Annotated in this window: 19 protein-coding genes and 1 pseudogene; 13 read left to right on the top strand and 7 right to left on the bottom strand. The window is 62.9% G+C overall.

From position 1 onward, the window contains the following. Positions 1-161: 161 nt before the first annotated feature. Complete coding sequence (locus ABGA94_RS13870; RefSeq protein WP_065185384.1) at positions 162-986, bottom strand: AraC family transcriptional regulator; 825 nt, start codon at positions 984-986, stop codon at positions 162-164. Further along, positions 983-1,687, bottom strand: coding sequence for a VIT family protein (locus ABGA94_RS13865; RefSeq protein WP_005419279.1), 705 nt, complete (start codon positions 1,685-1,687; stop codon positions 983-985). The genes ABGA94_RS13870 and ABGA94_RS13865 overlap by 4 nt, the downstream gene beginning before the upstream one ends. 152 nt (positions 1,688-1,839) lie before the next feature. On the opposite strand from ABGA94_RS13865, the gene ABGA94_RS13860 reads away from it, so the two are divergent. Beyond that, a complete protein-coding gene (locus tag ABGA94_RS13860; RefSeq protein ID WP_005419277.1) occupies positions 1,840-3,204 on the top strand; it encodes a glutamate--cysteine ligase in 1,365 nt (454 codons plus the stop codon). An 89-nt stretch (positions 3,205-3,293) separates the two neighbouring features. On the opposite strand, the gene ABGA94_RS13855 is transcribed toward ABGA94_RS13860, so the two are convergent. Then, entirely contained in the window at positions 3,294-4,352 is a 1,059-nt protein-coding gene (locus ABGA94_RS13855) for an NAD(P)-dependent alcohol dehydrogenase (RefSeq protein ID WP_005419275.1), read from the bottom strand. A gap of 107 nt (positions 4,353-4,459) precedes the next feature. On the opposite strand from ABGA94_RS13855, the gene ABGA94_RS13850 reads away from it, so the two are divergent. From ABGA94_RS13850 to ABGA94_RS13825, 6 genes are all read left to right on the top strand, one after another. Beyond that, on the top strand, positions 4,460-5,344 hold the full coding sequence (locus tag ABGA94_RS13850) for a LysR family transcriptional regulator (protein WP_005419273.1): 885 nt from the start codon (positions 4,460-4,462) through the stop codon (positions 5,342-5,344). 454 nt (positions 5,345-5,798) lie between these two features. Beyond that, entirely contained in the window at positions 5,799-7,079 is a 1,281-nt protein-coding gene (locus tag ABGA94_RS13845) for an HlyD family secretion protein (protein WP_005419270.1), read from the top strand. Beyond that, the gene (locus ABGA94_RS13840; protein ID WP_197599284.1) at positions 7,076-9,205 is read left to right on the top strand and encodes a peptidase domain-containing ABC transporter; all 2,130 of its coding nucleotides are present in this window, start codon (positions 7,076-7,078) and stop codon (positions 9,203-9,205) included. The genes ABGA94_RS13845 and ABGA94_RS13840 overlap by 4 nt, the downstream gene beginning before the upstream one ends. 72 nt (positions 9,206-9,277) lie before the next feature. Continuing rightward, positions 9,278-9,460: a hypothetical protein gene (locus ABGA94_RS13835; RefSeq protein WP_005419266.1), complete on the top strand. Its 183-nt coding sequence runs from the start codon at positions 9,278-9,280 to the stop codon at positions 9,458-9,460. Positions 9,461-9,537: 77 nt separating this feature from the next. Beyond that, positions 9,538-10,662, top strand: coding sequence for a hypothetical protein (locus ABGA94_RS13830; protein ID WP_005419264.1), 1,125 nt, complete (start codon positions 9,538-9,540; stop codon positions 10,660-10,662). Continuing rightward, positions 10,659-11,330: a DUF6624 domain-containing protein gene (locus ABGA94_RS13825; protein ID WP_005419262.1), complete on the top strand. Its 672-nt coding sequence runs from the start codon at positions 10,659-10,661 to the stop codon at positions 11,328-11,330. Before ABGA94_RS13830 ends, ABGA94_RS13825 begins: the two co-directional genes overlap by 4 nt. A 471-nt stretch (positions 11,331-11,801) precedes the next feature. Here ABGA94_RS13825 and ABGA94_RS13820 read toward each other — a convergent pair whose 3' ends face one another. Then, positions 11,802-12,464 (bottom strand): TetR/AcrR family transcriptional regulator, encoded by a 663-nt coding sequence (locus ABGA94_RS13820; protein ID WP_032954519.1) that lies wholly within the window; start codon positions 12,462-12,464, stop codon positions 11,802-11,804. A gap of 74 nt (positions 12,465-12,538) precedes the next feature. On the opposite strand from ABGA94_RS13820, the pseudogene ABGA94_RS13815 reads away from it, so the two are divergent. Next, positions 12,539-13,145, top strand: a pseudogene (locus ABGA94_RS13815) (DAPG hydrolase family protein). A 12-nt stretch (positions 13,146-13,157) separates the two neighbouring features. On the opposite strand, the gene ABGA94_RS13810 reads toward ABGA94_RS13815, so the two are convergent. Both ABGA94_RS13810 and ABGA94_RS13805 read right to left on the bottom strand, forming a co-directional pair. After that, complete coding sequence (locus tag ABGA94_RS13810; RefSeq protein WP_005419256.1) at positions 13,158-13,574, bottom strand: VOC family protein; 417 nt, start codon at positions 13,572-13,574, stop codon at positions 13,158-13,160. Positions 13,575-13,633: 59 nt separating this feature from the next. Then, positions 13,634-14,737, bottom strand: a complete 1,104-nt coding sequence (locus ABGA94_RS13805; protein ID WP_032954523.1) for an alkene reductase — start codon at positions 14,735-14,737, stop codon at positions 13,634-13,636. Positions 14,738-14,865: 128 nt separating this feature from the next. On the opposite strand from ABGA94_RS13805, the gene ABGA94_RS13800 reads away from it, so the two are divergent. After that, complete coding sequence (locus ABGA94_RS13800) at positions 14,866-15,771, top strand: LysR family transcriptional regulator (RefSeq protein ID WP_005419250.1); 906 nt, start codon at positions 14,866-14,868, stop codon at positions 15,769-15,771. A gap of 9 nt (positions 15,772-15,780) precedes the next feature. On the opposite strand, the gene ABGA94_RS13795 is transcribed toward ABGA94_RS13800, so the two are convergent. Next, complete coding sequence (locus ABGA94_RS13795) at positions 15,781-16,200, bottom strand: Imm70 family immunity protein (RefSeq protein WP_197599285.1); 420 nt, start codon at positions 16,198-16,200, stop codon at positions 15,781-15,783. A gap of 186 nt (positions 16,201-16,386) precedes the next feature. Here ABGA94_RS13795 and frmR point away from each other — a divergent pair, with 186 nt between their 5' ends. From frmR to fghA, 4 genes are read left to right on the top strand one after another with little or no spacing between them, the layout of a single operon-like run. Then, positions 16,387-16,662, top strand: coding sequence for a formaldehyde-responsive transcriptional repressor FrmR (gene frmR / locus ABGA94_RS13790; RefSeq protein WP_005411009.1), 276 nt, complete (start codon positions 16,387-16,389; stop codon positions 16,660-16,662). A gap of 59 nt (positions 16,663-16,721) precedes the next feature. After that, the gene (locus ABGA94_RS13785) at positions 16,722-17,831 is read left to right on the top strand and encodes an S-(hydroxymethyl)glutathione dehydrogenase/class III alcohol dehydrogenase (protein ID WP_188239467.1); all 1,110 of its coding nucleotides are present in this window, start codon (positions 16,722-16,724) and stop codon (positions 17,829-17,831) included. 8 nt (positions 17,832-17,839) lie between these two features. Continuing rightward, positions 17,840-18,184 (top strand): YqcC family protein, encoded by a 345-nt coding sequence (locus ABGA94_RS13780; protein ID WP_005419244.1) that lies wholly within the window; start codon positions 17,840-17,842, stop codon positions 18,182-18,184. Positions 18,185-18,206: 22 nt separating this feature from the next. Next, positions 18,207-19,037 (top strand): S-formylglutathione hydrolase, encoded by an 831-nt coding sequence (fghA, locus tag ABGA94_RS13775; protein ID WP_005419242.1) that lies wholly within the window; start codon positions 18,207-18,209, stop codon positions 19,035-19,037. Positions 19,038-19,094: the final 57 nt, after the last annotated feature.

Below are 19,094 nucleotides of genomic sequence, written 5' to 3'. Positions count from 1 at the left end.
GTTGGCGCCATGGATGGCGCCATCGAGCCCCCATGGATGGGTTTACGGCGTGTCCTGCCCACCCACACCGCTCCGCCGTCCCACGGATAGCCGCTGTTGCTGTTGCTTCGGCCGTTGCTCTGGCTCGTAGCGGGTGCAGGGCGCAGCCCTGCCGACCCCCCTCAAATGTCTGTGGGAGCCAGCCCGTACTGCTCGGCAAAGCGCTTGCTGAAACTGGCCGCAGAGCGGTAGCCCGCGCGTGCGGCCACGGTCTTCAGCGGCAGGTCGGTGGTGTAGAGCAGCTGCATGCCATGCGCCAGCCGGGCCTCGGTGAGCAGCTGGCGCAGGCTGGTGTCCTCGGCGGCGAGCCGACGGCGCAAGGTCGCGCCGCTCAGCGCGAACAGCGCTTCCACATCGCGCGATTGCCAGTCGCGAGCGGGTTCAGCGGCGATGCGGTCGCGGATCTGTTCGCCCAGGCTCGGCGCCTGCGGCAGCAGCAGGTTGCCGTGGCCCTGCCGGCACAGGGTCAGTACCAACGAGGCCAGGGCCAGCCGCGCTTCGCTGTAACGGCCGTCCTGCAGCGATTGCCGCCACTGGCGCAGCACCGCGCCATGATCGATCAACGGCAGCCGCGCCATCGCATGACCGGCGGCGGGAAGCTCCCCGCTCCACAGCGTGCGTGCGGCCGCCAGCACTTCGGCACACAGCGGCACGATGGCGCTGAGGTAGCGGCCACTGCGTGGGTCGGGGGTGTTGACCACATCGATGCGGCAGCGCTGGGTCAGCAGCAGGATGTCGCCGGGCATGAACTCCAGCGACTGGTGCGCGGTACGCACCTGCTTGCGTCCTTCCAGCAGGATCGCAAACTGTGGTTGTGGAATCTCCACCGAGCTGGCGCCATGTTCGCGCCGAGCGGTGATGCACGCATAACCTTCGGCGCGTGCGCAGCCGGCCAGGCTGGCCATCTCGGCCAGCAGTGCGGTGGCCGGTGGCAGCATGGCGGTCATGACACGTGGGCACCGAACAGGCGACCGACGCCGGCCGCCGCGGCCATCGCCAATGCGCCCCAGAACATCACCCGGATCGCGCCGCGAACCGGCGGTGCGCCGCCGGCCCTGGCCGCCACTGCGCCGGTCAGGCACAGGCCGAGCAGGGTACTGGCCGTGGTCATCAGTGCGACCCTGTCGACCGGCGCGAGCAGGGCGGTCAGCACCGGCAGCGCCGCGCCACAGGTGAACGCACCGGCCGAGGCCAGCGCTGCCTGCAGCGGGCGGGCGCGCAGGGTATCGGTGATGCCCAGTTCGTCGCGGGCGTGGGCACCCAGCGCATCATGGGCGGTGAGCTGTTCGGCCACCTGCCGTGCCAGCGCAGGCTCCAGGCCGCGGTGGCGGTAGATCGCGGCCAGCTCCTCCAGCTCGCTGTGCGGATTTTCGCGCAGCTCGCGCTTTTCCATTGCCAGGTCTGCGTCCTCGGTGTCGGCCTGGGTCTGTACCGAGACGTACTCGCCGGCGGCCATCGACATCGCGCCGGCCACGGTGCCGGCCACGCCGGTGGCGAGGATGGTGGTAGCGGAGGCGCCGCCGGCGGCCACGCCGACTACCAGGCCGGCCACCGAGACGATGCCATCATTGGCGCCCAGCACGGCGGCACGCAGCCAGCCGACGCGCTCGGAGCGGTGCAGTTCGGGATGTCGTGAATGGCGGCTCATGTCGTTGAGTGTACGAGGGTCAAGAGGGCGTCGGTAGGATGCTGAAACCCGTCACCGTCGCATGACGCAACGGGGTGCCACGCTATAGTGCGCCCTTGCGATGGAAGGCCCCGGGCCCCACATCCCCTGCCACTGTCCAGCGAGCCACCCCCTTGTCGAGCCCCAGCCACGTCGCCGATACCCCCATTACCGACCGCTCGCAGCTGGTGGAGGTGATCGCCTCCGGCGAGAAACCCCGTGCGCAGTGGCGCATTGGTACCGAGCACGAGAAGTTCGGATTCCGCCTGGATGACCTGCGGCCGCCGACCTTCGAGGGCGAGCGTGGCATCGAAGCGCTGCTCAACGGCCTGGTCCGCTTCGGCTGGGAGCCGGTGCAGGAGAACGGCAACACCATCGCCCTGCTGCGCGATGGGGCCTCGGTGACGCTGGAGCCGGCCGGTCAGCTGGAACTGTCCGGCGCGGCGCTGGAGACCATCCACCAGACCTGCGTGGAGACCGGCACCCACCTCAACGAAGTGGCGCAGGTGGCTGGCGAACTGCAGTTGGGCTTCCTCGGCATGGGCTTCCAGCCCAAGTGGAAGCGCGACGAGATGCCGTGGATGCCCAAGGGCCGCTACAAGATCATGCGTTCGTACATGCCCAAGGTCGGTTCGCTGGGCCTGGACATGATGACCCGCACCTGCACGGTGCAGGTGAACCTGGACTACGCGACCGAGGCGGACATGGTGAAGAAGTTCCGCGTGTCGCTGGCGCTGCAGCCGATTGCCACTGCGCTGTTTGCCGATTCGCCGTTCACCGAAGGCAAGCCGAACGGCTACCTGAGCTATCGCTCGCACATCTGGACCGACACCGACGTCGATCGCACCGGCATGCTCGACTTCGTGTTCGAGGACGGCTTCGGTTACGAGCGCTATGTCGATTACCTGCTCGACGTGCCGATGTATTTCTCCTACCGCGATGGCATCTACCACGATGCCAGCGGGCAGAGCTTCCGTGATTTCATGCAGGCCAGGCTGCCGGTGCTGCCGGGCGCGCTGCCGACGCTGCGCGACTGGTCGGACCACATGACCACTGCGTTCCCGGAAGTGCGCCTGAAGAAGTACCTGGAAATGCGTGGTGCCGACGGTGGCCCGTGGAGCCGCCTGTGTGCGCTGCCGGCGTTCTGGGTGGGCCTGCTGTACGACGACACCGCACTGGATGCCGCCTGGGACCTGGTGCGCGACTTCACCCTGGCCGAGCGCCATGCGCTGCGCGATGGTGTACCGAAGCATGCGATGAATCTGCCGTTCCGCAACGGCACGGTGCGCGACCTGGCCCGCGAGGCGGTGAATATTTCGGTGGAAGGCCTCAAGCGCCGTGCGGCGCGCAATGCCGATGGCCAGGACGAGAGCAAGTTCCTGGACGTGCTTCAGGAGATCGTCGAATCCGGGCTGACCCCGGCCGAGCGCAAGCTGGCGCTGTTCCATGGCCGCTGGCACGGCGATGTCGATCCGGTGTTCCGCGAGTTCGCGTATTGATGATGTTGGGTGGGTGCCGACCTTGGTCGGCACGCGATGAAAAAAACCCCGGCATTGCCGGGGTTTTTCATTTTCACACCTGCCTTGGATCAGGCTGCGTTCTTCATCGTCGCCATGTCGATCACGAAGCGGTAGCGCACATCGTTCTTCGCCATGCGTTCCCAGGCTTCGTTGACGTTCTTGATGTCGATCATCTCCACATCGCTGACGATGCCGTGCTCGGCACAGAAGTCCATCATTTCCTGGGTTTCGGCCATGCCGCCGATCGCCGAGCCGGTCAGGTGCTTGCGGCCGAAGATCACGCTGCCACCGGTCAGCGGCGGGTCCAGCTCGGTCAGCACGCCGACCAGGCACATGGTGGCCTCGCGCTTGAGCAGGCCCATGTAGGGGTTGGTGTCATGGCCGACCGGGATGGTGTTGAGCAGGAAGTCGAAGCTGCCAGCGTGCGCCTTCATCTGCGCGGCGTCGCGCGAGACCAGCACTTCATCGGCGCCCAGGCGCTTGGCGTCGGCACCCTTTTCAGGCGTGGTGGTGATCATCACCACGTGCGCACCGAGCGCCTTGGCGAACTTCACGCCCATGTGGCCGAGGCCACCCAGGCCGATCACGCCGACCTTCTGGCCCGGGCCGACTTTCCAATGGCGCAGCGGCGACCAGGTGGTGATGCCGGCGCACAGCAGCGGCGCGGCGGCCTTCAGGTCGAGGGTGTCGGACACCTTCACCACGAAGCGCTGCTCGACCACCACGTGGTCGGAATAGCCGCCGTAGGTCGGTGCACCGCTTTCGCGTTCACGGCCGTTGTAGGTCCAGGTCGCGCCTTCGGCGCAGTACTGCTCCAGGTCGTGCTCGCAGGCATCACAGTGGCGGCAGGAATCGACCATGCAGCCGACGCCGGCGTGGTCGCCGACCTTGAAGCGGGTGACGTTGCTGCCGACTTCGGTGACGCGGCCGATGATCTCGTGGCCCGGCACCATCGGATAGATCGAGCCACCCCAGTCGTCGCGGGCCTGGTGCAGGTCGGAGTGGCAGATGCCGCTGTAGAGGATCTCGATGCGCACATCGTCAGGGCCGACCGCGCGGCGTTCGAACTCGTACGGAATCAGCGGGTCGGTATGTGAATGGGCGGCGTAACCACGGGCGAGGGACATGGGGAATCCTTGGCAGGGTTTGTCGAAAGGCGTTTTACAATACGCCCCGTTCCCAGCGGCAAGAAGCGCGGATATCGGCATGATTCATCAAGTGGAACTGCACAATCATGGCCACTGACAACCTGACCCACCTGGCCGCGTTCGCCGCGGTTGCCCGTCATCGCAGTTTCCGCCGTGCCGGTGCTGAGCTGGCCCTGTCGACCTCGGCGGTGAGCTATGCGATCCGCGCACTGGAGGAACGGCTGGGGGTCGGCCTGTTCCATCGCACCACCCGCAGCGTGGCCCTGACCGAGGCAGGGCAGCGCCTGCTGGAACGCCTGCAGCCGGCGCTGGGGCAGGTGCATGACGCGCTGGAAGAGATGAACCAGTTCCGCGCTGCGCCGGCGGGGTTGCTGCGGATCAATGCGACGCGGGCGGCGGTGGCGACCCAGCTGGGGCCGCGGCTGGCGCGCTTCCTGCACGCCCATCCGGACGTGCGGGTGGAGCTGACCGAGAACGATGGCCTGGTCGACATCGTCGCCGAGGGTTACGACGCCGGCGTGCGCCTGCATGAGTTCGTGCCCGAGGACATGGTGGCGGTGCCGATGGGGCCGCCGCTGCGCGGCTTGATCGTCGGTTCGCCCGAGTACCTGCGGCGCCGGCCGGCACCGCAGCATCCGCGTGATCTGGCGGCACACGAGTGCATCCGCTTCCGCTTCGCCAGCGGGCATCTGTACAAGTGGCAGTTCGAGCGTGCTGGGCAGGCGCTGGAAATCGACGTGCCGGGGCGGCTGACACTGGGCGAGCAGGGCACCGTGGTCGGCGCAGTGCTCGATGGCATCGGCCTGGCCTATGTGCTGGAAGACACCGCACGGCCCTACATCGAATCGGGGCAGATGGTGGCGGTGCTGGAAGACTGGAGCGAACCGTTCGCCGGCTTCGCGCTGTATTACCCGAAGCAGCGGCAGATGCCTGGTGCGCTGCGTGCGTTCGTGGATATGCTGCGGGAGTGATGTGAAAGGCGTGGAGGAGATTCTTGCTGGGATGCAATGTGCGAATCCCGAGACAGATTCACCTTGGCATTCACAAGCACGCTCTCGGCTATCGAGCGCGTTTCCGGTCGGGTCACCTGTCTGCGCGTTTGTGTTTGCGAGTGAGGGTTAGGGTTAGGTTCCAGTACTGGCCAGGACGTGTACTCGGAAGGTCACTCGAAAATATCCGCTTGAACTGAAGCAGAGTGGCTAACAAGTCCTTCGTTGTCGGAGTTGGGAATCGCTCGCAACGTAGCCCACATACGATCAAAGTGGGGCGAAGCAGGCAAGATGTATGGACGTCATCGCGCGTCATAGCTCGCGTGGTGTAAGCGGCGCTGCTGGAAATTGTTCACTTTCAAATATCAAAAGATGTATTGACTTGCCATGAGTGTCTTGATCTACTCCATACGAACCTTCGGCATGGACTGTACGAATGGCGCTTTTCAGGGACGAAGTCATTGCAGCAAAGCGAATGCAGCAGAGAGGTGCTCTGCTCGTCGCGACGCCACCTTCAGTTCGATGGATCGCCATTGCTGGTGTGGTTTTTCTTGCCGCCATCGTCGCCGTCCTTTTTTTTGCGGACTACACCAGGCGTGAGAGGGTTGGCGGTGAGCTTGCATCCTCGGATGAAGGGCAGAACGCGCTGTCGCGCGTTTCAGGCGTTGTGACGCATGTTCTTGCCCGTGAAGGGCAGGCGGTGAAAAGCGGGCAGGAAATAGCGCGTATTTCATTAGACGTCGGTGGTGATGGAGGCATCGGCGCCTATGCTGAGGTACGGCGGAAGCTGCAACAGCAGCATGAGCGCCTTAGGGCAGAAATCGACGATAAGGTCCAGCTTCAGAAAGGGGAGCAGGAAGCGTTGCGGCAGCGTGCTCGCAATATCTCTTCACGTATTGCTGCGTTCGACAGAGAAATTGAGTTGCAGCAAAGCCTTATAGCCAGTGCCAGCGCACGGTTAGAACGGTTCAAGCCGTTGGTGAAGGAAGGGTATGTATCCGGAATGCAGATGGAACAGCAGGAAGCTGCTGTCGTCCAGGCCAAGACAAGCTTGTCCTCGTTGCAGCGTGAGCGCCTTCAGTCTGGCCAGGATCTGGCCACGGTAAACAGCCAGATTCGACAGTATCCACAGCAGAGTCGTAATGATCGTAGTGAAGTCGAGCGGACATTGATTGGCCTCGAACAGGAGTTGGCCAAGAACGAAGCGCAGCGCGAAGTTGTTATTCGTGCTGCCCGGGATGGAATGGTCGTCAATTTGTTGATTGCTGATGGCGTATCGGTTGTTGCGGGGCAACCTTTGTTCCAGATTGTGCGTCCGGGCTCGCCGCTTGAGGCACGGCTGTTCGTTGAAAGTCGCGCAGTAGGTCTTCTGCAGGCAGGGCAGCGCGTTGTCATGCGCTATCCCGCATTCCCATATCAGAAGTTCGGACAGCAGTGGGGGACAATAAAATCAGTCTCGACCAAAGGGTTGCGTGCGGCCGAGTCAGCAGTGTTCACTGACAATCCCGGTCAGCGTGAGAAGATGGCTCCGCTCTATCAAGTGGTTGTTGCCCTTGATGACCAGAGCATCGCAGCAGGTGGAGGCCATCTCGCCTTGCGCTCTGGTATGCAGGTCGAAGCAGATCTGCTGATTGAACGACGGAAGATCGTGTCGTGGCTGCTTGATCCCCTGGCAGGGATGCAGAAGCGCATGGCAAATGGTAGCGAAGCGCGATGACGGTCATGCCGCCTATCGATCTGCGCCTACTGAGTCGAACACGAGGTGTTCTGCCGCAGATCATGCAATCAGAATTAGCCGAATGTGGTCTTGCATGCATCGCAATGATCGCGCGCTATCACGGGCATGACGTTGACATGCTCGCACTTCGGCGAAAATTCCCTGGATCGCTCAAGGGGGTTGATCTTGCCCGACTTGTGGAGATGGCTGCGGCGCTGGATCTTTCCGCCCGAGCACTGCGCATCGAGCTCAACGATCTGAAGCGGGTGCAGGGGCCCTGTATTCTGCACTGGGATCTTGACCATTTTGTGGTCCTCAAGCAGGCCACACGATCCGGGATTGTCATCCATGATCCAGGTTTCGGAGTCCGTTCACTGACATGGGATGAGGCGTCGCGGTCCTTTACTGGGATTGCTCTGGACGTTCAGCCATCCACGTCATTCGAGGCGATCAGTGATCGCGTACATATTTCCATCGCTGCTCTGGTGGGAAGAGTTGCGGGAATCAAGCGTGCGCTGGGATTCATCGCGCTGCTTGCATTAGTTCTTGAAGTTTGTGTGATCGCGGCGCCATTCTACGCGCAATGGGTTGTGGATCAGGTGCTTCTGAGTGCCGATAGGGACTTGCTGACGGTCCTGTTTGTTTCATTCATATTGCTTTCGCTGTTCCAGGTGGTCTTCTTTGCCGCGCGGAGCTGGGCGGTAGTCTGGTTTGGCGCCAATTTGAATCTGCAATGGAGTGGCCGCGTTTTCGGGAAGCTTCTGGAGTTGCCGTTGTCATGGTTTTCCAGGCGCCATGTCGGTGACGTCATGTCAAGATTTGCATCTATGCAGTCGATTCAGCGGACTATATCCACTCAGTTTGTCGAGGGCATTCTGGATGGAGTGATGTCGCTCGCAATCCTGGCAATCCTGATGGTGTACAGCATCAAGTTGACCGCCGTTGTTGTGGGCTTCTTTGCGATCTACTTGCTATTGCGCTATGGAATTTTCGGATGGATGAGGCGGGCGACGGAGGAGCAGGTCGTTCAAGCCGCAAGACTGCAGTCCGAGCTGATGGAAGCCGTGCGTGGAGCTCAATCAATCAAGTTGAATGGCAGTTACGCCGAAAGGCGTTCCAGATTTGCCAATGTTCTTGTAGCGACGACGAATCGTGATGTCGAGGTTCAGAAGATCGGGGTGATCTACAATTCCGTACGCCAATGGCTGATTATGGCGTCAAGAATTTTTATCATCTGGATTGCTGCGACGCAGGTTCTGGACGGCAGCTTCAGTACAGGCATGCTGGTTGCGTTTGTCGCCTACGCAGACATCTTCGCGACGCGCGTGTCGCAGCTGATTGATCGGATCATGGAATGGCGCATGCTCGGTCTGCATGCAGAGCGGGTCGCAGACGTAGTGCTCTCTGAGCCTGAGGCAGATCTGGTCACTGAGCACGCCGGTAGCATTCCAGATTTTTCGCTACAACTGCGATCAGTTGGTTTCCGTTACGCGCCCGCTGAGCCACGTGTTCTCGACGGGCTTGATCTCTATGTCGAGGAGGGGGAGTCGGTCGCGTTGGTGGGTCCTTCCGGTTGCGGCAAGTCGACGCTGGCGCGCATCATGCTTGGTTTGATTCAGCCTGAAGATGGTCAGGTTCTGCTTGGTGGGATCGATATCAGGCATATTGGCCTTCAGAAATATCGAAGCTTCGTTGGTGCGGTCATGCAGGACGATCAGCTGTTTGCTGGCTCAATTGCCGACAACATCGGATTCTTCAGTCATTCGGCAGATCCCGAGCGAGTGGAGCAGGCCGCGCGCTTGGCTGCCGTTCACGAGGACATAGTGCGCATGCCGATGGGATACGGCAGCCTTGTAGGGGATATGGGATCGGCGCTTTCCGGTGGTCAGAAGCAACGGATTCTGCTCGCGCGCGCGCTGTACCGACGTCCCAGGGTGCTGATCCTGGATGAAGCGACTAGTCACCTCGATGTTGATCGTGAGGCGGAGGTCAACCGCGCCATCGCTGGTCTGCGTATTACTCGAATTATCGTTGCGCATCGTCCGGAGACCATTCGGAGTGCTGATCGCGTAATTGAGTTTCCCGCAGGAGTTAGCTGCGGACCAAGACGATCTTCGCGGGCATGATGCCTGTGTAGACGTGCTCCCCTTGCGGATGGGGGGATTTCAATACCACCGCAACCAGAAAAGGAACTGACCATGTCTGACAAGAACGTTTCGATCAAGCCGCTGGGTCTGGAAATGGCACGCGAACTGAGCACCGAAGAGTTGATGAATGTCGGCGGTGGTGCCTTGGAGGCTGCTCCGGCATCGACTGGCAGTGCTGGCGGCAAAGTTACCAGCGGCGGCGACTGGGAAGTCAACGTCGGTATCGACTGGTAATCGCTTTCTGAGTTCTTGGTAAAAGCACTCCCCCTGCCAGATGGTGGGGGGGGGGGCGGGGACACTGAGGAGCTGTAATGATGGAACCGGTTCACGTCATCATTGGAAATTCGGAGGACATCCATGCCGTGTCCGTGGCATGGGCGCTTGAACGCGCCGGTGCGCGCGTTCTGTTGTGGGATGGGATCGGCATGCATGATGAGGCTGTCATGGTCCATACGATCGGCGACTCAGGATCCATTCTAAGGATAGGTGGGGACACCGTTCGCGATGTGAAGTCGCTGTGGTTCAGGAGGCCCGTACCGTACCAGCCCTTGGCTGATCTCGATCCGGCTTCCGTAAAATTCGTGGACAATGAACTGAAAAGCGCACACGGCTCATTGGCAGCGGCGCTTCGTTTGAGATCTTCGCTCACGATAGGTGACTGGCATCCTACCGACGCCTCAACCAAAGGGCTCCAGCTTGAAGTTGCTTTATCTTGCGGCTTTCGCATTCCAGATACCTTGATCACGAACGATCCGGTAGAAGTCGCAGACTTTCGTACAAGGCAGCCTGCGGTTCTGGTGAAGCACTTCACCCCACACTTCTGGTCCAGTGATAGGGAGCGGAAAGGCTGGCAATGCGGACCCGTGATCATTCCTCGAGATCGATCGCTTGATGATGCTGGCGTTCGAGTCTGCCCGGCGATCTACCAGGCAGTGGTCGACAAAGTGTTCGATCTGCGGGTTACAGTGATTGGACGGCGCATGTTCACCGCGAGAATTGTTCGCCACGATGGTGTTTCGCCACTTGACTGGAGGCCGGGTTCAGTGAGGCCGGGTGAGTTGGTCATGGATCGGTATGAGCTGGATGAACGGACCCAGGCGGCGATCGGTTTGCTGATGGACAAATTGGATTTGCGCTATGGTTGTGTGGACTTGGCGGTTGATTCCCGGGGGGACACGTTCTTCTTCGAGATCAATACTGGTGGCCAGTTCCTGTTCATCGATGACTACATTCCCGAGATGAATCTACTAGGAGAGATGGCGGGGTTCCTCTTGGCCGGTTCCATGGAGTACGAAGCTGTACCATCGTCGGTGGCGAATCTTGCTGCTTTCGAAAGCAGTGATCGTTGCGCTGAACTTTGTTCAGCGGTGCGCCGTTTCGGGCAAAGCGACCGCATGATTACTCGTGTGGACACGAGCGCAGCAGAGGCCGCATGAGGCGGTTTGGTCTGTTGGGGTGGGTACTTGTGCTCAGCAGCAGCCCTGTCTGGGCTGTTGACCTAAGTCAGGCGATGCATGCGTGCCCCGGGGCGGCGGCTTTCATTGAAGCTCAAGTTGCTCAGCAGCGGGCCGCATTGTCTGTGGGGCCTTCTGTAGTGTCGGACAACGTTAGGCGGGAGCGGCTGCTGGCGTTGCAGGATGAGGACCAAAGACTCTATGAGAGATTGGCGTCCGGATCTATTGATGTAACTGCATTGATGCCGGTGAAGGAGCGACACCTGAGCTATCTGCGTCAGGAACTTGGTGATTCAGTGGCAATCCCATCTGTGGGGGAAGTGGGGAGGGATGGCCTCGCTGCGCTCTGGTTGCTTGTTCAGCATGCAGATGATGATCCGTCGTTGCAAGCAAAAGCGTTGGCGAATTTCGAGCCTTTGGTGAAGCGAGGTGAACTGGACGCGAGCAAGTTTGCTCTCCTCTCAGACAGAGTGCTTCTCGCTTCCGGTAAGCCCCAGCGTTTCGGAACCCAGTTACGGTCTCTGGAAACAGGCGAGCCACTGAAGTTGGATAGTCCTGCATCGGTCGAGCGTGAGCGAACTGCGCTTGGTCTGATGAGCCTGGAGGACTATCGCTGTATCAGCGATCAGCTGTACAGAAGCGCCCGTTGAAGGCAGGGAATTCAACAGTTCGCAGATGGTGCAGGATGACGGCTGGCACTGGCCGATATTTGCACTGGACTGATCGGGTCCATCAATCTGCTTGCTGAATCTCATCGGCGCTCTCCGTAACTGCTGTATCCATTGATGAAGAACGGAAGGGAGAACGAGGATGTCTAGCGGAGATAGGAAGTTGAAGCCCCTAGGCCTTGAGATGGCCGTGGAGATTGATATGAATGTGCTTTCATGTATTGGAGGTGGAAGGTCCAATTCGACTACAACGACGGTCAGTGTAGGGTTGTCAACCGAAGGCGGAGATCTTGGTGACGTCAACATCAGTTTCGATTGACGAGGCGGGGCGCGTCGCGTTCTCCGAAGCAGCGTCAGATAGCCGGCGCGCTGCGCGCGTTCATGGACATGTTGCGGGAGTGAGTTGCAGTAGATGATGCAGCGCCGCTGTCAGGCATGCGTGGATGGGTTCTGCTACGGCCCCTGCAATACCCGCGCCAACAACGCCAGGCACTCACGCAGGTGCACATCCACCGGCGTATCCTCGGCCACCACCCCGATCACGCGCTCGCGCAGCGGTTCGGCCACGGCCATTGCCAGGATCAGTCGCGCCATGCGCGCGGAATCCCCCTCACGCAGCAGCCCACGCTGCTGCTGCCGTTTCAGCCAGTCGGCCAGCAGCGCACGGCCGCGCTCGATGCCGTTGTCCAGGTAGGCCTGCAGCAGCGCCTGCTTGCCGGGAAAGTCCGTGGCCAGCAGCCGGAACACCTGCACCGCCTGCGCCGACAGCGCCTGCGCACACACCGCCTGCAGGATGTCCTGCAGCAACGGCAGCACCTCGTCGGTGTCGTGCGCATCGCGCTGCAGCTGCGGCGCGAAGCCATCGGTCCATTCGCGCACCGCCAACCCGACCAGTTCCTCGCGGTTGCTGGCGTGGCGGTACACGGTCTTCTTCGCCACCCCGGCATGCGCCGCCACCGCTTCGATGGTGGTGGCCTCGTAACCCTGTGCCAGCAGCAGCTCCAGCGTGGCCTGCAGCACGGCGTGGCGGACTTCGGCTTCCGGTCGCGCGGGACGTCCACGGCGGCGGGCGGGGGCGACTGGATCGGGCAGGGCGGTGCTGTTCATTGCACCCATCTTACCGCACCCGATCAATTGCGAAACGTTTAGCGTTTCCGTATTATCGAGTCTCCCAACCGCAGGAGACCCCCATGGATACCGCTGTGAACGCCCGTGCCTGGCTGGACCACCACGATCTGCTGGACCCGGCACCGATGCACTTGGAGACGGGTATCCAGCGTCGCGAAGACGGCACCCTGCTGGTGGCATCCGGTCGATCATGTCGAGCACCGCGGCTGGGACGCGGCCTGGCAGCGAGGGCGCAGCTACCACGGCGCCAGCATCCATGCGGTGGAATCGCTGGCTGACATCCCGCCGGTGGCGGCACGCCTGAAGTTCCATGACCCGCGCACGTTGCTGGTGCCCGAGCGCCTGCAGGCGGCGCAGGATGCAGGTGACCTGTCGGCGGTGATCGCCGCGCGCATCGGCTTCGGTGACCACGTGCGCCTGGATGCAAACGGTGATCCCTGCGATGGGCAGATGCTGCACGTGGCGCGCGATACGCCGTTTGGCTGCGTGCTGCGCAGCCGCTTTGTGCTCGGCCTGGACAGCGCCGATCCGTACCGCGATGCCAGCGATGAGGTCGGCCTTGGCCTGCTCAAGCACTGCTATACGGAGTTCAGCTTCCTTTCGCGTCTGCTGCCATCGCTGTACTACGGCGAACGCGCCAATGGCGAGGCGGTGCCACTGCCATGGTGAACGACGCGCCGGTCATTCGACCAGCGCGTCGTAGCCTTCAGCACTGAACTGGATCAGGCAGAAGCCGTGGCCGAATGGATCGGCCAGCACGGCAATGCTGCCCCAGCGACGTTCGCGCACGGATTGTTCGAGCGTGGCCCCGGCCGCAACCGCACGGGCCAGTGCGGCCTGGATGTCATCCACGACCCAGTCCAGGTGCAGCGGCGTCCAGTGGCGCTCGTAGTCGCGCACGTCACCGTCCTCGGTGGCGGCGCTGCCGGCCTCGTTCTGCAGCAGATACAGCGGCGTGGGTCCACCGAGCAGTTCCACGGCGTCCGGGCCGAGGCGGCGGCCGATGCGCAGGCCGAAGGCTCGCATGTAGAAGTCTTCGGCAGCGGCGAGGTCGGGGACGTCGAGGTTGACGATGAACGCTGCGGTGGGCGTGTCCATGATCAGATCCGGTGGATGCGGGTGGGCAGTGTATGCCCCCATCCACGCATGGCGTGGATCTACTGTGCGCGTGGGTAATCGAGGTAGCCCGCCTCACCGCCACCGTAATAGGTGCTGCGGTCAGGCGTGGCCAGCGCGACGTCGTGCCGAAGGCGTTCGACCAGATCCGGGTTGGCGATGAAGGGCTGGCCGAACGCGGCCAGGTCGATGGTGCCCGCTTCGACCAGTTCAAGGGCGCGTTCGCGGGTCATGCCACCGGCCAGGATCACGGTGCCACCGTAGGCCTGCTTGAACTGCTTCAGGAACGCGCTGCCCAGCACCGATTCACCCTGCTGCAGGTTGTCGTTGAGGTGCAGGTAGGCCAGCCCGCGCTTGCCCAGTTCTTCAGCCAGGTACAGATAGGTGGCCTCGTTGTCGGGGTAGAACGGCATGTCGAAGGTGAGGTTGTTCGGCGCCAGGCGCACGCCGATGCGGTGTGCACCGATGCGTTCGGCCATCGCATCGACCGTCTCCAGGATCAGCCGCGCACGGTTGGGCAGTGAGCCGCCGTAGCGGTCGTCGCGCTGGTTGATGAGCGGGTTGAGGAACTGTTCGAACAGGTAGCCATTGGCGGCATGCAGCTCGATGCCGTCGAAGCCGGCGGCGATCGCGTTGTCGGCGCCCCGTGCGAAGTCAGCAATGATGCCGGGGATTTCGTCGGTGGCCAGCGTACGTGCCGGGGTGGGATCTGCGTGGCCGCGGCTGCCGTCTTCCAGATAGACGAACGAGGTGTTCTTCGGTGCGCTGGCAACCGGGCGCGTGCCGGCGCTGACCGGTTGCCCACCATCGGGCTGCAGCGAGGAATGCGACATGCGGCCCACGTGCCAGAGCTGGGCAAAGATCGTGCCCTGAGCGGCATGCACCGCCTCGGTGACCAGCGTCCAACCGGCCACCTGTTCGGCCGACCAGATACCCGGCACGTCGATGTAACCCTGGCCCTGCGGCGAGACCGGCGTGCCTTCGCTGATGATCAGGCCGGCGCTGGCACGTTGCCGGTAGTACTGCGCGGTGAGCTCATTGGCGACCGAACCGGGGTTGCGGGCACGGGTCATCGGGGCCATCGCGATGCGGTTGCGCAGGGCGGTGCCTGACAGGTCGAAGGGGTGGAAGAGGGCGGCGGTCATGTCGGTCATCTCGGTGCGGGGAGGCGCCAGCGGCGCGATGGACACAGGATGGCGTTGACATGCGGGTGCATAAAGCGCTTCGATTTCCCATTGAGCGGGACTATTTGTCCCCAATGGAGCGTGTAAAGATGTTGCCACTGGAATCCTTGAATGGCCTGGTGACCTTCGTCACCACGGCACGCTCGGGCAGCTTCACCGAAGCCGCCGATGCGCTGGGCATTTCGCGCTCGGCGGTGGGCAAGGCCATCGCGCGGCTCGAAGCGCGACTGGGCGTGCGCCTGTTCCATCGCACCACGCGGCGCATTGCGCTGACCAGCGATGGCGAGGCGTACTACGCCTCCTGCGCGGCGGCTCTGGAAGAGATTTCCGCGGCCGAGGCCTGCCTGGGGTCGGCCGGGCTGCCCAGCGGGCGGCTGCGCATCGACATGCCGTCCTCGTTCGGGCGGCTGGTGGTGCTGCCGGTGCTGCTGCGGCTGTGCCGGGAGTACCCGGACCTGCAGTTGACGATGACCTTCACCGATCACTTCATCGATCCGGTCGAGGAAGGCATCGACCTGCTGATCCGCTTCGGTGGGCTGCACCAGGCCGAGCATCTGGTGGCACGCCGGCTGGGGCGCCAGCGGCTGGTCACCTGTGCATCGCCAGCGTACCTGCAGGCACATGGCACCCCGCACACCGTTGAGGAACTGGCACAGCACCGCAGCATCGTCGGCTTCCGCCACGGCCAGCCGGTGGCGTGGCGGATCGGCAGTGATGATGCGGAAGGAACCTTCATTCCAAATGCGGCCTACCAGCTCAACGACGGTGACGCGGTGATCGACGCGGCCATCGCCGGGCTGGGTATCTGCCAGATGCCCATTTCACTGGTGCGCCGACATCTGGAATCCGGCGCGCTGCACTCGGTGCTGGACGCAGACATGCAGCGGCATATCGACATCCATGCGCTGTGGCCACCGACCCGCCACCTGCGGCCGAAGGTGCGCTATGTGGTGGATGAGTTGACCCGGTTGGCGGAAGAAGGTCTGTTTGATTGAGCCGAGGCATCAATAGTTGACGATCCGGAAGGACGTGTCTTCGCCTTCCTGCAGTGCTTCAAACACCTCAGCCAGAAGCACGATCAGATCGCGCCCATGTGCGGTGACGAAGTAGGTCGCCAGGCTGTCGATATCGGGAGCGATATCGTCTCCCCAAGGTGGGTGCTGGGTTCGATCCTCGAACGACCAGATGACACGGGCCGGCGGAATCTCGGCCAGCTCGCGGCGGACGATATGCAGTTCGGCCAGCGCGTCGGCAGCATCTGATTGCAGCAAGCTCCCGGCGTATAGCTGCTTCATGAGGATTGGGAAGCGACTTCCCCAGCCATCCGGTTCCAGGTTTCCGGCGATGGTCGAGAAAAAGGCATAGAGAAATGCCCCGGTACCGATCTCATCGGTGATGCGCCCGAGCTGGATGCCAATGCCCATTGCCTGGTTCCTGATTCTGCCGACCCTGGAGCTTGGCCGAGATGGCAGTGGCTGACACTGAAGAAATGTAAGTGTTTGATATCAATAGATTGAGTGCAACGCTTGCGGAAGCAAAAGGGGCCATTCCCGTCACTTTGAAGATTCTGTGTATACTATCCCCCAGTATAGTTCCGAGGTGGCTCCGCCATGCCGCACTCCCCCGAAGAGAAAAAGAAGGTCCTGGCCCGCGTGCGCCGTATCCGCGGCCAGTGCGATGCGCTGGACCGCGCGCTGGAAGCCGGTGCCGACTGTGGGCCGGTGCTGCAGCAGATCGCGGCCATCCGTGGCGCGGTCAACGGCCTGATGTCCGAGGTGATGGAGGCCCATCTGCGCGAGGAGTTCGGCCAGCCCGCGGCCTCTGATGAACAACGCGCCGAGCGCGTGCGCGACATGAGCGCGTTGATCCGCTCGTACCTGAAGTAAACGTTGGCGCAACGTAGCGCCGCGCATCCTGTTTCCCTTGTTTTCCTGGAGAATCCACCATGAAGTCCCGTGCCGCCGTCGCCTTTGGTCCCGGCCAGCCGCTGCAGATCGTCGAGATCGATGTCGCCCCGCCGAAGAAGGGCGAAGTGCTGGTCAGGATCACCCACACCGGTGTCTGCCACACCGATGCGTTCACCCTGTCCGGCGATGATCCGGAAGGCCTGTTCCCGGTGGTGCTGGGCCATGAAGGCGCCGGCATCGTGGTGGAAGTGGGCGAGGGCGTGACCAGCGTCAAGCCCGGCGACCACGTGATTCCGCTGTACACCGCCGAGTGCGGCGAGTGCCTGTTCTGCAAGAGCGGCAAGACCAACCTGTGCGTGGCCGTGCGCGCGACCCAGGGCAAGGGCGTGATGCCCGACGGCACCAGCCGCTTCAGCTACAACGGCGAGCCGCTGTACCACTACATGGGCTGCTCGACTTTCAGCGAGTACACCGTGGTGGCTGAAGTCTCGCTGGCCAAGATCAACCCGGACGCCAACCCGGAACACGTCTGCCTGCTTGGCTGCGGTGTCACCACCGGCATCGGCGCGGTGCACAACACCGCCAAGGTGCAGGAAGGCGACAGCGTGGCGGTGTTCGGCCTCGGTGGCATCGGCCTGGCCGTAATCCAGGGCGCGCGCCAGGCCAAGGCCGGCCGCATCATCGCGGTGGACACCAACCCGTCCAAGTTCGAACTGGCCCGCGAATTCGGTGCCACCGACTGCATCAACCCGAAGGACTACGACAAGCCGATCCAGCAGGTCATCGTGGAAATGACCACCTGGGGCGTGGACCACAGCTTCGAGTGCATCGGCAACGTCAACGTGATGCGCGCGGCGCTGGAATGCGCGCACCGTGGCTGGGGCCAGAGCGTGGTGATCGGCGTGGCCGGTTCGGGCCAGGAGATCTCCACCCGTCCGTTCCAGCTGGTGACCGGCCGCAAGTGGATGGGCACCGCCTTCGGTGGCGTGAAGGGCCGCAGCCAGCTGCCGGGCATGGTCGAGGATGCGATGAAGGGCGACATCGAACTGGCCCCGTTCGTCACCCACACCATGGGCCTGGACAAGATCAACGATGCCTTCGACCTGATGCATGAAGGCAAGTCGATCCGTTCGGTGGTCCATTACTGAGCCGCAGCGTGGGCTGGTTCGATGCCTTGCGCAGGCCGCGTGCGGAAGATCCGCGCGCGGCCCTGGTTGATCCGATCGAGCAGGCGTTGCGCGTGCTGGGTTGGGTCGAAGGCGTCGTGGGTCCGCCGCGCGCAGTGGACTCACCCTTCGGCATTGATGAAATGCCGTTCGAGCACTGGCTGGCGCAGGTGTTCCTGCCGCGCCTGCACGAAGCCCGCGCCGATGGCCAATGGCCACCGCGCAGTGACGTGGCGGTCGCAGCGTACCGCAACCTGGACGGCCAGCCTGGTGTCGAACCGCTGCTGCGCCTGCTGTCGCAGCTGGATGAGTTGATCAACACACGTGACGGCTGACGCCGGCACGCAGGAGAGTTCCATGGAACGTATTGAACACCGCGCCTGTTTCGGCGGTTGGCAGGATGTTTACCGCCATCGTTCGACCACGCTGGGCTGCGACATGCAGTTCGCCGTGTACCTGCCGCCGCAGGCGGAAACGCAGAAGCTGCCGGTGCTGTATTGGCTGAGCGGGCTGACCTGCACCGAGCAGAATTTCATCACCAAGGCCGGTGCGCAGCGCTATGCAGCCGAGCACGGCGTAATCATCGTCGCGCCGGATACCAGCCCGCGCGGTGATGACGTGGCCGATGCCGAGGGCTATGACCTGGGCAAGGGGGCGGGGTTCTACCTCAACGCCACCCGTGCACCGTGGGCGAAGCACTACCGCATGCATGACTATGTGGCGCAGGAACTGCCGGCGCTGATCGAGGCGAACTTCCCGGTCACCGGGGCGCGTGGCATCAGCGGCCACTCGATGGGTGGCCATGGTGCGCTGGTGATCGCGCTGCGCAACCCGGGGCGCTACCGCAGTGTGTCGGCGTTCTCGCCGATCGTCGCGCCCAGCCACGTACCGTGGGGGCAGAAGGCGTTCACGGCTTATCTGGGCGACAACCCAGCCGACTGGGCGCAGTGGGACGCGTGTGCGTTGCTGGCGACGGCCAGCGAGCGCCTGCCGTTGCTGGTCGACCAGGGCGAGGCGGACGAGTTCCTGCAGACCCAGCTGCAGCCGCAGCGCCTGCAGGAGGCCTGCGCCGCAGCCGGCCATCCGCTGACCCTGCGCCTGCAGCCGGGCTACGACCACAGCTACTATTTCATCGCCAGCTTCATCGGCGAGCACGTCGCCCACCACGCTCGCGCCCTGCACGCCTGAGGGCTTTCCGGTAGTGCCGGCCGCTGGCCGGCAATCCCAGGGGATCACAGGGCTGCG

Origin of the sequence: Stenotrophomonas sp. 3diitr2024, from assembly GCF_042136455.1 — a bacterium.
Taxonomy (GTDB): domain Bacteria; phylum Pseudomonadota; class Gammaproteobacteria; order Xanthomonadales; family Xanthomonadaceae; genus Stenotrophomonas; species Stenotrophomonas sepilia.
This window is presented reverse-complemented; position numbering and strand designations above follow the sequence as displayed.

What these genes read in the sequence shown, in the direction of transcription:
- ABGA94_RS13870 (WP_065185384.1), bottom strand. Translation starts at nt 986, where the DNA reads ATGACCGCCATGCTGCCACCGGCCACCGCACTGCTGGCCGAGATGGCC.
- ABGA94_RS13865 (WP_005419279.1), bottom strand. Translation starts at nt 1,687, where the DNA reads ATGAGCCGCCATTCACGACATCCCGAACTGCACCGCTCCGAGCGCGTC.
- ABGA94_RS13855 (WP_005419275.1), bottom strand. Translation starts at nt 4,352, where the DNA reads ATGTCCCTCGCCCGTGGTTACGCCGCCCATTCACATACCGACCCGCTG.
- ABGA94_RS13850 (WP_005419273.1), top strand. Translation starts at nt 4,460, where the DNA reads ATGGCCACTGACAACCTGACCCACCTGGCCGCGTTCGCCGCGGTTGCC.
- ABGA94_RS13845 (WP_005419270.1), top strand. Translation starts at nt 5,799, where the DNA reads ATGGCGCTTTTCAGGGACGAAGTCATTGCAGCAAAGCGAATGCAGCAG.
- ABGA94_RS13840 (WP_197599284.1), top strand. Translation starts at nt 7,076, where the DNA reads ATGACGGTCATGCCGCCTATCGATCTGCGCCTACTGAGTCGAACACGA.
- ABGA94_RS13835 (WP_005419266.1), top strand. Translation starts at nt 9,278, where the DNA reads ATGTCTGACAAGAACGTTTCGATCAAGCCGCTGGGTCTGGAAATGGCA.
- ABGA94_RS13830 (WP_005419264.1), top strand. Translation starts at nt 9,538, where the DNA reads ATGATGGAACCGGTTCACGTCATCATTGGAAATTCGGAGGACATCCAT.
- ABGA94_RS13825 (WP_005419262.1), top strand. Translation starts at nt 10,659, where the DNA reads ATGAGGCGGTTTGGTCTGTTGGGGTGGGTACTTGTGCTCAGCAGCAGC.
- ABGA94_RS13820 (WP_032954519.1), bottom strand. Translation starts at nt 12,464, where the DNA reads ATGGGTGCAATGAACAGCACCGCCCTGCCCGATCCAGTCGCCCCCGCC.
- ABGA94_RS13810 (WP_005419256.1), bottom strand. Translation starts at nt 13,574, where the DNA reads ATGGACACGCCCACCGCAGCGTTCATCGTCAACCTCGACGTCCCCGAC.
- ABGA94_RS13805 (WP_032954523.1), bottom strand. Translation starts at nt 14,737, where the DNA reads ATGACCGCCGCCCTCTTCCACCCCTTCGACCTGTCAGGCACCGCCCTG.
- ABGA94_RS13800 (WP_005419250.1), top strand. Translation starts at nt 14,866, where the DNA reads ATGTTGCCACTGGAATCCTTGAATGGCCTGGTGACCTTCGTCACCACG.
- ABGA94_RS13795 (WP_197599285.1), bottom strand. Translation starts at nt 16,200, where the DNA reads ATGGGCATTGGCATCCAGCTCGGGCGCATCACCGATGAGATCGGTACC.
- frmR (WP_005411009.1), top strand. Translation starts at nt 16,387, where the DNA reads ATGCCGCACTCCCCCGAAGAGAAAAAGAAGGTCCTGGCCCGCGTGCGC.
- ABGA94_RS13785 (WP_188239467.1), top strand. Translation starts at nt 16,722, where the DNA reads ATGAAGTCCCGTGCCGCCGTCGCCTTTGGTCCCGGCCAGCCGCTGCAG.
- fghA (WP_005419242.1), top strand. Translation starts at nt 18,207, where the DNA reads ATGGAACGTATTGAACACCGCGCCTGTTTCGGCGGTTGGCAGGATGTT.